This is a genomic window from Bacillus norwichensis, assembly GCF_014836955.1.
Taxonomy (GTDB): domain Bacteria; phylum Bacillota; class Bacilli; order Bacillales; family Bacillaceae_C; genus Siminovitchia; species Siminovitchia norwichensis.
The window spans coordinates 1-13,295 of record NZ_JACSPV010000030.1 but is presented as its reverse complement, the minus strand read 5'-3'; the positions used below and the strand labels follow the sequence as shown (position 1 = coordinate 13,295).

The following is a 13,295-nucleotide window of genomic DNA, read 5'->3' as shown; positions in this document are numbered from 1 at the left end:
GCTTTTGCTCCCCACTAGTTCTTTATCCATATTGTCTGCAACAGGAATTGTCGAATGTCCACTATGCACCATTAATTCTTATGTTTTTTGGTGCTGATTCAATGCAATGTTCCTTTCACCTGGTCCCAAGGGCACATTATTCCTTATCCACATACTATATCAATTCGAGAAAGCTCCCCTGCATCTTCGAGTATAATCCCCCTAATTCTCATAGTAACCCAAATTTCTAAGAGTAGTAAAAAAATCCCCTCTAGGGGATTTTCAGAGTAAATCAAATAGACACAGATTGTTCCTGACTCAATTTCAAACGCAGCTTTTTATATTGCAAATACATGGTTAAACGCCAAGGGACAATCATGCCAAATGCCAATAGCCAAAATATTCCGCTTAACTCCCCTAGATTAACCGATTGGCTAAGAAAGGATTTTAAAAGCAATCGAATAAGCAAAAGACTAATCAATATGACCCCAAATGCTTTTGATCGTTTTAGGTAAATGGCTTCTTCCCGGAGTTCAAACTTGGAAGTTTTTATAAGCAGAATGGAAAACAGCATACCGACAATCACAGCCTCCAAAACTTCCATTGTTGTTACACGGAAGTAAGGATGGAGAAACATTAAAGCTCCTGTACTCATAAAAACTGGCGGTAGAAGGATTTTCTTCGGAGATACTGGTTTCTGAGATGCTTTCATGCGTACAAAAATGGCTAGAACCCCCATGCAAAGAGCGGCCACAGTAGAAATAATAATGCTCATGTCAGTCATCCCTTAAATTATGTTAGTTTTTACTCCCCAATTATATACTAAAACTGAAGTCTATCCAAAGTTTTTTTGTCAAGTTTCCACATAAAATATTCAGAATTAGTCGAAAAAAGGAGGATGTATTTTCAGAATAATGGTAGAAAAGTTGGATATATCTTTGCTATAATAAAAAAGACAAACATTTAAATTAAATATATAGGTGCAAGGAAGGGAAGAGTTTCAGGTGAGAGACTATTTGCGTGAGGAAATTGAGAAAAAGCGGGAAGAATTATTTGAAGTTACAAAAAGCACTAGCCTCACATCAAGATTAGCACTTCAATACAGCGAAGAACTAGATTTATTACTAAATCAATATGACAACATCGTTTCTCTTGATCTACAGCAAACCGCTAATTAACATAGAAAAAACCGGCTGACACAAGGTTCGCCGGTTTTTTTCGAGTTTATACAATTGTTTGATCCTCATGATTGACATATTTTTATACTAATATCATTTTGATTAACAGTTTTCAAACATACCGCCAAATTCATAGCCTACTCCTTGAGATTCCAATTTCCCTTCCTCATTTTAGAGGAAAAGCAAATCTCCCTTTTACCAATGCTCCTTGGCGTATTTGCGCCCTGACTTTATCAAGATTCGTTCGATTACAGTTCCGCTGAAAATCCGTGGCCTCGCCGCAGAATTTAACTTTATTCAGCTGGGGTTTGAAATATAATGCTTTATCTCACCACTTACAGTTAGTGGGAGACAAGTTAAAACAAGCTACTCCAATTGATAATTACAACAACGGCTCCTAAGATGAGCAGAATGATCGGCATCATCATATTTTTCACTGCATCTTTTATCTTAATATGTGTAATAATTGCCCCAAACATTGTTATGACAATCATGATTCCCCCTATAGTTGCTAGAGAGCCAATCCAAATCCCTACAATAACGATAACAGCGGAAGCTAATTCGAAAAATCCGGTAAACACCCTGAAGCCATCACTATAGCCAAAATATTCAAACCCTTTTTTCATTTGCTCCGAAGTGAATTTTTGAAAACCAAACATTAAAAATCCTAATCCTAATAATACTTGTAATACTATAGATAAAATCGGCATTTTAATAATCTCTCCTTAATTAATACCATATAATAATTCTTTATTTCGAGATATTATCCCTGCAAAACCGACCTAATTAAGCAAGTTTCCATTATATAAACTGATAAAACTATAAAATTACGGGACCTGCTAATTTTTCATTACCATTCTAAGCTTTCTAGCATCAATACAATATATTAAAATCCAGCTCCCGCTTAATTAAAGCTAACCGTCTTCACTAAACACTTCTTCATTGATTTACTCTATGTGCTTAAAATCATATGTTGCTTCTTTTATTCTACGTGCTTGTATATTGCAAACATTCTTTTGAAACTACTTATCCGCTAAAAAAATCCCTTATCAAATGCGTCTTAGTGTATTTGTTGCCCACGGATTTTATTGAGTCCCGCTCGATACTTTTTCGCTGAAAATCTGCGGCATCGCCAGAGGCTTTAACTTTATTCAATCGGGGTTTGACCTCACTGAATGGAATACCAATGTGCCTTCATCTCACCACTTATAGAGGCGGGAGACTTCTGCTGAATGAAGTTAATTTTTAATCTATTGGTGTTAGCTTTGCTTCAATCTCTTCACGCCGCTCTTCCAAAAATGGCGGCAAATCCAATTCTTTCCCTAATTCTTCGACTTTAGCGTCTACAGTAAATCCAGGACCATCCGTCGCAACCTCAAATAAAATGCCATTTGATTCACGGAAATATAGACTTTTGAAATAAAAGCGATCGACAATTCCACTAGACTGAAAGCCACGTTCTTTTACCGCCTCGTCCCAAAACCGTAACTCTTCATCATTCTTAACACGTATTGCTAAATGATGGATACTTCCTTTACCTGGTCGTTCTCGCTCCCCTTCTTTCTGCTTAATGACAATTTCACCAAAAGATTGCCCAGCGATTGACTGATAGATTGCCTCAGTATCAGAAAGACTTACTTCCACATAACCGAACAGATCTTTTAATGTTTTAGCAGTTCGTTTCAAACGACGAACTGTGATTTCAATTGTCCCCATCCCTAATATCCGATGCTTCTGCTCTATATCAGAATGATCCCAGGGTGACCAATATTCAGGATAATAGTCGCCAGCATTATTCAATAAAATCATTCGCAACCCTTCAGAGTCTTCAAAATGAAGCGCATCTCGGCCTGCATATTGTGTGATTTCGCCATGCTTGATATTCAACTGTTCAAAACGACTTTTCCAAAAAGCAAGACTTTCGATGGAGGGAACAAGTAAGCCTATTCGTGTAATCGAATTTGTACCGCGATACGTGCTTCCCGCATAGGGCATTTCAAAAAACGTTAACTCCGTTCCAGCACTTCCAGTTAAATCGCCATAAAATAAATGATACATTGATGGGTCGTCTTGATTTACTGTTATTTTCACTCTGCGCAGCCCAAGAACTTTTTGGTAAAAATCATTATTGATTTGAGCATTTTTCGTAATCATTGAAACATGATGATGACCAAGTATTTTATACATCATTTTATCTTATCTCCTTTCTTTTTAACTTGACTTATAATTCTAGATCGTTCTTTGCGCCTCTTTCTTCTCTAAAGGCGATTCATTTTAATTAAACATATAAACAATGGTTGCCCTATACATCATTGTGAAGCAAGCCGCACGAAAAAGATAGTACACACTTTAAAGTGCCATAGTATGTAAAATGATACTATTGTGAACGGTAATTAGCTGATTAAGCTTATCGCATTTTTCAATATAATTCGCGATCTCAAAATGAAATTCATTGATAAAAAAATCCAAAGGACGTAAAATTATCCTTTGGATTTTTACAATCTTGAAAAGTGGCTAAGCCCTTTTCATTTTGCAATAACTATCTTGGCCATATTTTTACAAAATGATTGCCCTATCCTATGTAAATATCACACCAAACATATTACAGGGTAGTAATCATAGGAAAATAGATAGAACTGTTTAATTAAAGTCATCATTCACAGCGATTTTTTCAAATGAGTCACTACTATCTACAATCCAAACTTTTGTATTATTTTCCACCTGTTCAAACAACCAAGCAATCTCATCATTTTTCATCCGAATACAACCCGCAGTTACATACTTCCCAATTGAATCTTCATTATTATTCCCATGAATCGCATAGGTATTACCAGATGTTCCATTTACATCCAGCCCAAGCCATCTGTTTCCTAAAGGGTTTTCTGGAACTCCCCCCGGAATATTTTTTTTATAATAAGGTCTATTTATTATTTTATTGACGATTCTATATTCCCCTACCGGAGTCAGGTCTTTGGTTTTTCCCGTAGAGATTGTAAAAGTGTACATCTTATTTTGGCTGTTAATATAGGCTAGTTTGTTGTTCATCTTGTTAATTATGATTAATTCTTGCCTATTTTGTGTCGATGCATCAGCTGGAACCGCAGCAAAAACAAATGCTCCTAAAAATAAAACTATCAAAAGAGCATATACTTTATTATCCAACAATCTAGCCATCTACTTTCCTTCCTTCTATTCAGTTTTTATTTCAAGCCCAGCACAATGGCTGCAGCCAGACATGAATATGTTATTCTTAAATAATATTTTATCTTATTCTAGCTATCTGGTAAATATCATCTCTCCACTTCTATATTTGTTAGAGAAATAGCGCTAGTTGCAGTGGTGGACTTTCTGCGTAGAGGGCATTACGAGATGAGGCAACACCTTGAATCGCTTTATAAGCTAGTATGTGTCCTGATGTCTAGTATTTTTATAATTTATTAAAAGGTTCATTTTATAAATCACATGCTATATTCGTTGTATGTGAACATCATCAGTTTAGTAACTGGTTTCTACTAGATATCTGTTTGTATGTAAATGATAATGTTTTCGGAAACTTTAATACCTGATCTTGTATCTCATTTGTCTGTACCGTGGTTCATACTGTTTTTTACTCTATCGCTTTTGATATTTTGAGAAGCAGCTTTGTCTACTGAAACCAGCTCCCATGATGATAAGTTTGTTTTCTCTTGTTGGATAGTCCAAGAGAACAAGGTTAAAAAAGTCCTGTATACTGCATAAGTTCATAGACCTAACTTATTTTCCATACAAGGATAACTTCTCATAACCTCCGAACACATCGTAACTACGATCCGAAAAATTATCAACCTAAAAACTATCATCTTTCAAATAAACACTATCCAATTCTGCCTTAATTAGGTAATCCGGTTGTAACTTCCCCTTCTTTAACAATTTGTTTAATATACTTTACTAGACAAGATTGAGCTATTTGAGTAGGCAAATCATTATGAATGTTGCTTCTTGAATCTTAGAAACTTCTTCATAAGGTGTAGGGATAATGTATAATCCTTCTTTATTCTTTTAAAAAATACCATTTACTTTCTTGCCTCTTGGTTTTTCCAGAAAATTTTTTCGTCTCTCAGATGATATAAGGACGACAAAAAATCACCTTCCTGATTTATCTTTCATCAGAAAAGTGATTCGTTGAATTAGTATAAAATACTGATAGAAAAAGCAACCTGTTTTCAATTACGGTTAAAGGAAAATAATCAATTGCTTGAAGGCGGTTCCTCCAAACCTTGAACTCCCCTTACTTGTTGTCCATCTGCTTTTTCATCATGCCCATCATCTGGTTGATTTTCTTTTGCGAAGGTGAGTTGATATTTATTCACAAATGTTGATATATCAAAGTTAAGATTGATTTTTAGACCGCTTAATTCGCTTATGAAGAATATACCTTATTTATATCTAATTGTCCACTTTAATTATCAAAAAGGTAAAAAAATATGGTTAATCTTCCTATATCAAACAACTCTCTCACATGTCAAAATCAACATTCCTACTTTCGTTAAATCATCCTGTAATACCTTCCATTCTTTACCCATCAATTCAAATCGTTCGTTTACTTCAAACTTGTCCCTATTCAATTCATTATCCTGTACAATGACCATTATTTGATTATCCGCTACTCTCATTTGGAACTGGTTATTGACTTGGAAATATTTATCATCAACAATAGCAGGAATGAAAATTGGATCACCTTCTATATCCTCATATATCGGCCTACCATACTTATCTAGTACTGGATTACCGTCCTCATCTAACACTGGAACACGTTCAATCTCACCAGGGAATTGTATTGTAAAGTTACAATGTCTCATAATGGCTCTATACTTTGCGTATCGCTTGCTAGTTGACTCCGTAATGATTATGTATTGATGATCATTAAACGTCACCAAATCGCCCATACGAATAGGATTAAGTGTATTTATGTAACGTTCATCATTTTCACTGTTAAAACCTGAATTAGTTATGATGGCTTTATGTGGATTATCGTTGATTAATACTTCCGTTCCTGCCGATTCAAATAAATATTGAATATCCTGTTCGTTTATTGCAAATGGATTCACTTAAAAACCCCCTTTATTTTTAAATCTGGAAAGTATATAATATTAATGAGTAGGAAGGGAAGAGTTTCCCCTTCCTGTGGTGATACTGAAAGTTACTTCTTCCGTTTAGATTTGCGCTTGGCTGAGCGTTTGGAATGAGTAGCTTTCTTTTTTTTTTAGGCTTAATCAGAAAACAACATGAAGAAATTTGATTCGTTTTGAATTTGTTCATCCGTTTTCAAAAGCCGTATTTTTCTTTCTAACTGATCAATCCTTGCCATTAATGATTCAGCAAAGTCGCTTACTGTCATATCATCAAGACGATATGATTTTAAATTGACAGGGTTGTTTGCGATGGATTCAAGAATGGATAAAGAAGATTGGTATATCATTTTCTTATTAGTGGCGCTAGAAGGATCGTATTCATCAAATGGCTGCAAGTCGTTTTCTTGGAGGTAGATGGTTAACTCTGATTGAGATAACTGGATACCTTTTGTCTCTAATTCTAAGCGTTGTAGGTTATTCATGTGATCAGTCCTTTCTGTAAATTTGCAAAAAAAAAGAGCCACTAATTAAAGTGACTCAATTATTTCTTTAATTATCTTTTTGGCTTGCTCATATTCATTCGTTTTTTCTTTATTCAAGAAATCTTTAGAAGGCTCAATTTTATTACGTTTGAAATAATCTTGTGCTTGGTATTGGAGATTCTTAATCATTTGACGCTTATTCCCTCTTGTATTCATATCCGTTAATTTATTAGTACCATCTAAATGTGTTCCATCTTCTAACAATAAATCAAGATAATAAACCTTTGGTGAATGAACAATAAGTTTACAATAATAGTTATATACTTTTTCATTTATAACAACAAAATCACGCTCAATTGAATGCACAGTTGATAAATTGTCCTCATACTTTTTATGTCCTTCAATTCCTAATTTATCAATAATTTCACAATGCTTTGGGGCAACAAAGTAATATTTTTGATCTTCTTTAAGTGATATATGTATGGTGTAACCTTTATAGTTAAACATAAATGTATTTTGTCTTTCTGTAACTCCATCAAAATATGTGAATAAGGTTCCTGAAATCGCTTCTCCATTAAAATAAAATTCAACTGTATCTTGAACATGATCATGATTCAATTAAAAACACCTCTATCAATTTTATTAATGTAAACCTAATCGCTAATCATTTTCATTCGGAAGGATTACTTCTATTTCTTTATACTTGCTTACAATATCATTTGATAATTGTCCACGTTGTTGATTAAAGGTAACTAAAGAACCGTTAGGACTTATTGCCATTTCCTTTAGTTCTTCCGCTAAAGTATATAATTCAACAACTTTATCATATACTTTTACATATTCCTCTGGCGGATTGTTTAATTTCTTAATTTTATTTTGAATCTCATTAGAAGCATCTTCTAACTCTTCAATTTTTCCTGTTTCAGTATAATACTTATTTAATGACCGTATATTCCCACTATATCCACCAATAACTACATCAGTAAACTCAAGTATTTCAAAATAATCTATTACTTCACTTTTACTTAAATTTAATTTATCTGCAATGTCTTGAATCTTCATTTGACCACTTTTATTTATACTAAAACTCCATAAATCCGCATAAGTAGACACCATATTTTCAGCATTTGCTGCATTATCCATAATATCATCAACTACGGATTGCAAATCGGCTCTATACTCACTCTTACCACTTGCTTTATTACTACATCCTATTAATCCCCAAAAAAGTATAAAAATTGCTAGAAACTTCAAACTCCTCATTAAAAAATCCCCCCTATTATATATAGTAAAATCTTACCATAAAAATAGCGAGAATTGAGTATAATTTACTGAAAATTTCCTGTATGTGTAAAATGGTATGCTAGGCGACTCATTTTATCAATTAGGGGTATCCACCTATCATTTTATACTATGATTTGCTGCCATTTTCTTACAACTTAACTTGAACCTAATATTCATTATCATAAACTTGAGCCCTAGTAGACATAATGCAAGTTATGGGAAGTAGATTTACAGTTTCTTACAAGGGAAATAATTGTAGTTATAAGAGGATTTTTCAGGGGAATAGTTTGTACATACCATACTACCTTTTTTTAGTATTAATTGTCAAGCCACTCCCCTATATAACAGGCGCGCGAAGGTCAACATATACTTTATCACACTAAAGCACGTCATATCAACATTCCCTTTAAACTTTCCCCTACCCTATCCTCAATTATTACAATACATTTTCACTTTTACTTTCACTTTCTGTTTCTACTTTTCTACTTTCACTATTTCCCAAATCATTTCCCGCAATTACCTTTTCACTGCCCAACCTTTGCAACTCCGATGCAATATCTGTTGTATATGGTGACTGTTCTAATAGACTCTCCAAACTGATTCCACCCATTTCCCTCAACTCTTTAAGATTACTTATGATCTCCGTATTGTTCGATGGAGTATTGTATTGGAACACCATGTTCAAACTGTCCCATTGTTCATCAGTAAACTTAACACCCTGATATCCAAGTAACCGCCTGATCACATCATGACGCTGCTCAATGCCATCACGCATATACTGTTCGTTTATACTTGCCTTAACGTCCGCTAGTGAATAGAGTAAACGGATGGAGAATTCTGAAAGATTAGAAACGTCTGTCTTATTCATTGAAACTGCTGGGACTTGGCTAATGTCAAGAAGTTCCTGTAGTAGCGTCTTATAAACTGTCTCAAAGGATTTATAATCTAATCCGTTACCCTCAAACCTAAACTCTCCACCGTCATCCAATCGTATGCCAGCCCCTACCACATCAGATGGTAAGCCCTCTCCCTTCAAGTCTAAACCAATTACAACGGGCACAGGATTCATGAAGCGATAGAAACTATCAGTGTACTTACTGATTAAATCCTCCATATTATCAAGTATCTCAATCCAGTCATCCAGTTCACTTCTACCTTCTGTATTACTCAATTCATTATCTGACTTATAAACAATTGGTAATCCACTAAGATTATGAAACCTTCCTGTCATCCTTAATGTACCGCCAGCATTGTTATATTCGCTTACAGTGTCCTTTTCATATACCGTATAGTATTCCACTCCATCACACATATACGCTTGTATAAGGGCAATAAGATTATTCTCATGATCATATACTGGATAGCACTCACTTGGATCAATCAACTTAGATTTGATCACGCCATCTTCTACATAAATATACTCAGCCATATTGCCGTATTTAAGAACCGAACCCAAAATTGACATGTTCACTCTGTCGTATTTGCCTTTACGATTGACATTATTTAATGCCCTTACAACTTCTTCATTTCCAGTTAATGTAATTTTGTTAGCGAGCAAGTACGATTTTTGAAAGTTTAGTAATGTCTTTGCATATTGAAGAACGATTCGTCTAGGCTCAACAACCTTACCATTATATTTATACGGTTGCCGTTGCAGAATCTTGTGTTCCCCGTTCAAATACTTTTTTTTACTAATCACATCTTGTACACGTTGCTGATTAGAAACACTCTGTACTTCCTCAACAAACCAATCGGAAGCCCCGTCATATTTATCTTTAATGTATTGTTGTAGTTTATCAGTCAATTTAATTCCTCCTTTGCAAAAAATAAAAAGTCAATCCATCAAAAGGACTGACTTCTAGACGTGAGATAATCTCACTTTTAACTAACCGACATTATGTCGGAGTCTCCAAAAATGCAGAGTCCATAATCTACCCAATCTCTAACTCAGACATATTGTCGCAGTTAAATATCTACATAGTATTTATTCTGTTTCATGGCCTGACAAGCCATAGCGACACTAATTACTAAATCGTCATGAAGCCCATTTCCACGCTTATTATTCATCTTGCCGTTTGACTCTTGATAGATTTTCATTTCTTCTAATGTCTGAACACATTCAATATTGATCATGCCTAGTTCAAAGTTTTCTTTCATATCATTGATGATAATAGGCTTTGTTATCTTTGTTGTTTGAAATCCTAGTTGTAATTTACGTTTTCCTTTTTGGTCAAATATCTTTTGTTTAAGCAAATTCATGTAATGATATTCTTTTCTCAACTTCTCAATCAACGGCAAACCGTAACTATTCCTTTCAACACAAAGGAAAGCATAATTAAAAAACCTGCCTAATGAATCCACTATTTCAGCGAATTTATAGACAGGAATATCATTTGCATAAAATGAAGCCATTTGCTGACCATCTGCATTAAATATACTCATTGTACTGTTGTCATTGACTCCACCTGTACCCGATGCCACATCAACGCCCCCATAATGACGCATACCCTTTTTAGGAAGATGATAAATGAATAGGTTCTTATTTATGTATGGCTTTAATGTATCAGGCAACTGATCATATATTTCTTTCGTTTCCAGTGGTGGAATAACATGCTGCAACCGTTCAACTATTTTATTTGTATCAAATACACTTACATTACTTGTTTGAAATGCTTCATCAGGAGTTGTAGGAAATTCTCTTTTAAACTTTTCAAGTGAATTAGTTTCTATGTAATAACGTCTATACATCAATTGCCTATAATTTGCTTTGAATTTATCCTTTAATATCCGTTCATCATGTTCCAAATCATCATAAGTTAATCTCCGGCCATTGTTATGTAATCTAAACCATTGTTCTGCTTCATCAAAGGAATGTTTAAATTGCTTTTGGTAAGCCTTAGCAAGCCATGAATAGAAATGGGCTTTCCATACAGATTCTTTGCCCCTGTACGCCTTCATAAATAACTCTTGATAAAAATTATAGCCCATACCCGTACTTTCAGTAATGATCTTACTATCAGGATTCTTGGCTAATGCAGGAATGGCTGTAGCCATGATTTCTTCTTGTCCATCATCGTACTTTCCCATTTCCGAAAAGTGGATTAGTTGGAAAGTGTTTCCTGATATTGAATCCTCTCCCCCTGCCGTTGCAACCATGATACGGCTGCCATTCTTAAACGACAATTCATCCCTATTGGATAAATCAAGTTTAGGAAATAATTCTGCATACTTTTCATTCTCATGTGGCAAAGAATGATACATACGCTTTAATTTACGCAATAACGACTGTGTAACCTTGTTATGATGGGTCATCATCATATAAGATGTATCGGGCTTAGTAATGGCACTGTACAACATATAGGCTAGTGAAAGCGTAGTAAATCCTATTTGGCGTCCTTTAAGAATCACATTATACTTTTCCATATTCTTTATAAACTGTTCCTGTTCAGGATTGAGGACGAATGGAACCGAATTTCCATCATTGTCAATGATACGGCAGAAATTCTTTGCCCATAATCTAAAATCTTTCATTACCTTTTGCAATGCTCTATTCTGCTTAGGTTTACTCTTATTCTTTGTTATCAATCATTTCCACCTCCAAACAAAAAAGGAGCGTACCAAAAAGTACACCCCTTAACTCAAATCCAATTCCTCATATTCTTCTTCATCATCTTCAATATCATCCTCAACAAACTGTAAACTCTTTGCTGCAAGTTTAGCATTTGACTGTATATCCTTCTGCATCGACAAAAACAAACGAATACTCTTTTCGTCCCCTTGCTTTGCTTTATCTGATACCACATTGTAGATCTCATCAAAGTCATTTGCTACTTGGCTATCCAAATAGACCATTAACAATTGCTTGTATTCGGGTGATCTTTCAAACTCAATAAAAGGATTCATTGTTTTCCTGCCGACATATCGTAAAAATTCTTCTTCCGATCTCTTTTCTAGGCGTTGGTCATATCTGATATTGTGTTTCCATTTAAAATACTCACGTTTACGCCAATCCTTCACATTTGATAAGGCTTCGTAGATATTCATTTTTTATCACCTTCCAGACCATCCAATTCATCTAAACAATCCAAAATCTTACTGTATAGGATTTCCTGGTAGTTATTGTTAGCTTTAATTTTTATTATGGTATTGTTTAATTTGTCTAAATCCTTTTTAACTTCTTTGATTATATTTTCCATTTACGATTCTCCTTTGATTAGATTAAAAAAAGGACTGCCCAATAATGAGCAATCCTAGAATAGAAATTAAAAAGGTTACGTTTTGGTTCTATATATAATACGAGTTATTTAATTATTTAGTTATTACTTTAATAATATTATAATTGAATATTTATATAATTAATTACATATTTATAGGTTAGATACACCTATATTATATGTAGGTTCAAAACGTAACCTTTTAAAAAACTGTTAATATGGCAACTCTTCTAAAGCAATATTTACCCTTCCTTCTTTATCCTTTTTCTTCTTTTCTTCTAATTCCTTCAGGGCAGCATAATCTTCAACACTTACAACTTTCATTTTCTTATATTGCTTTGGCTTATCATCAAATAACTCATAGTCATTAGTAATGTATGTGTTGGCTCTCCTTTTCCCATCTTCCAACGTTAAGCAAAAGAATTTTTGATTATGTATTGCTTCAACCAAATTAAACTTTCTTAGATTGGAAAGGGTTCTAACCATGACACTGTATGATAATCCTGAATCCTCTGCTAGTGTTTTCATTGAAACATCATAGCCACCTTCGAATATTTGATTCTTCATTTTTAGGTAACTATACAAATAAAAGCCAGTACTCCCGATTTCTTTACTACCCATACAATACATAAACACTTCAAATGGTATATGATGGGTATTGTCTACCTCGTAAAAAGTTCCATCTAAATATCCGTCATTATAGGATTCCTCTGATCCATGAAATGCCTTGATAGGAAATTTAACTGTAAACCTCTTACTATTTGTATACTTCTTCATAATTTCCTGTACATCTTCCGTAAAATCCGACAGCATAATAAATTCTAGGTCATCGTTAATCTCCCATGAAACTGGATAATCTTTATCAGTTCTTGTATATTCCATCTGATCAAGCAAGCCATCTTTCTTTATTATGTAGTTGATTCTTTTTTCATTAGGATTGTAGCCTAATATTTCTTTAAGTTTCTTTTGGTGTGACCGTCAAGTAGAATTGAACACTTTTTGCTAATTAATTTTGAACACTTTCGCTTCCAAAAATGGAAGTTCGAT

General features: G+C 34.2%; 14 protein-coding genes. 1 reads left to right on the top strand and 13 read right to left on the bottom strand.

All coding sequences use genetic code 11. The features are described from left to right. Positions 1 to 271: 271 nt before the first annotated feature. On the bottom strand, positions 272 to 754 hold the full coding sequence (locus H9631_RS15200) for a CcdC family protein (protein WP_191814248.1): 483 nt from the start codon (positions 752 to 754) through the stop codon (positions 272 to 274). 241 nt (positions 755 to 995) lie between these two features. Between H9631_RS15200 and H9631_RS15195 the strand changes: the two genes are divergently transcribed. Further along, complete coding sequence (locus H9631_RS15195) at positions 996 to 1,157, top strand: Spo0E family sporulation regulatory protein-aspartic acid phosphatase (protein WP_191814246.1); 162 nt, start codon at positions 996 to 998, stop codon at positions 1,155 to 1,157. Between the two features lie 356 nt (positions 1,158 to 1,513). Here H9631_RS15195 and H9631_RS15190 read toward each other — a convergent pair whose 3' ends face one another. The 12 genes from H9631_RS15190 to H9631_RS15135 all read right to left on the bottom strand — a co-directional run bounded on the left by H9631_RS15190 (position 1,514) and on the right by H9631_RS15135 (position 13,130). Further along, entirely contained in the window at positions 1,514 to 1,867 is a 354-nt protein-coding gene (locus H9631_RS15190) for a DoxX family protein (RefSeq protein WP_191814244.1), read from the bottom strand. Positions 1,868 to 2,402: 535 nt separating this feature from the next. Continuing rightward, on the bottom strand, positions 2,403 to 3,344 hold the full coding sequence (locus H9631_RS15185) for a ring-cleaving dioxygenase (RefSeq protein ID WP_191814318.1): 942 nt from the start codon (positions 3,342 to 3,344) through the stop codon (positions 2,403 to 2,405). A gap of 453 nt (positions 3,345 to 3,797) precedes the next feature. After that, positions 3,798 to 4,331: a L,D-transpeptidase gene (locus H9631_RS15180; RefSeq protein ID WP_191814242.1), complete on the bottom strand. Its 534-nt coding sequence runs from the start codon at positions 4,329 to 4,331 to the stop codon at positions 3,798 to 3,800. A 1,307-nt stretch (positions 4,332 to 5,638) separates the two neighbouring features. Beyond that, a complete protein-coding gene (locus H9631_RS15175; protein ID WP_191814240.1) occupies positions 5,639 to 6,244 on the bottom strand; it encodes an Ig domain-containing protein in 606 nt (201 codons plus the stop codon). A 161-nt stretch (positions 6,245 to 6,405) separates the two neighbouring features. After that, positions 6,406 to 6,750 (bottom strand): hypothetical protein, encoded by a 345-nt coding sequence (locus tag H9631_RS15170; RefSeq protein WP_191814238.1) that lies wholly within the window; start codon positions 6,748 to 6,750, stop codon positions 6,406 to 6,408. A 45-nt stretch (positions 6,751 to 6,795) separates the two neighbouring features. Continuing rightward, positions 6,796 to 7,368: a hypothetical protein gene (locus H9631_RS15165; protein ID WP_191814236.1), complete on the bottom strand. Its 573-nt coding sequence runs from the start codon at positions 7,366 to 7,368 to the stop codon at positions 6,796 to 6,798. A 42-nt stretch (positions 7,369 to 7,410) separates the two neighbouring features. Further along, positions 7,411 to 8,013 carry a hypothetical protein gene (locus H9631_RS15160; protein WP_191814234.1) on the bottom strand — a complete coding sequence of 201 codons (603 nt, stop codon included), beginning with the start codon at positions 8,011 to 8,013 and terminating at the stop codon, positions 7,411 to 7,413. Between the two features lie 457 nt (positions 8,014 to 8,470). Continuing rightward, the gene (locus tag H9631_RS15155; protein ID WP_191814232.1) at positions 8,471 to 9,838 is read right to left on the bottom strand and encodes a phage portal protein; all 1,368 of its coding nucleotides are present in this window, start codon (positions 9,836 to 9,838) and stop codon (positions 8,471 to 8,473) included. Between the two features lie 161 nt (positions 9,839 to 9,999). Continuing rightward, on the bottom strand, positions 10,000 to 11,565 hold the full coding sequence (locus H9631_RS15150; protein WP_191814317.1) for a terminase large subunit domain-containing protein: 1,566 nt from the start codon (positions 11,563 to 11,565) through the stop codon (positions 10,000 to 10,002). 102 nt (positions 11,566 to 11,667) lie between these two features. Next, the gene (locus H9631_RS15145) at positions 11,668 to 12,078 is read right to left on the bottom strand and encodes a hypothetical protein (protein ID WP_191814230.1); all 411 of its coding nucleotides are present in this window, start codon (positions 12,076 to 12,078) and stop codon (positions 11,668 to 11,670) included. Further along, positions 12,075 to 12,230 (bottom strand): hypothetical protein, encoded by a 156-nt coding sequence (locus H9631_RS15140; protein ID WP_191814228.1) that lies wholly within the window; start codon positions 12,228 to 12,230, stop codon positions 12,075 to 12,077. Before H9631_RS15140 ends, H9631_RS15145 begins: the two co-directional genes overlap by 4 nt. A 231-nt stretch (positions 12,231 to 12,461) precedes the next feature. Further along, complete coding sequence (locus H9631_RS15135) at positions 12,462 to 13,130, bottom strand: hypothetical protein (RefSeq protein ID WP_191814226.1); 669 nt, start codon at positions 13,128 to 13,130, stop codon at positions 12,462 to 12,464. Positions 13,131 to 13,295 lie beyond the last annotated feature (165 nt).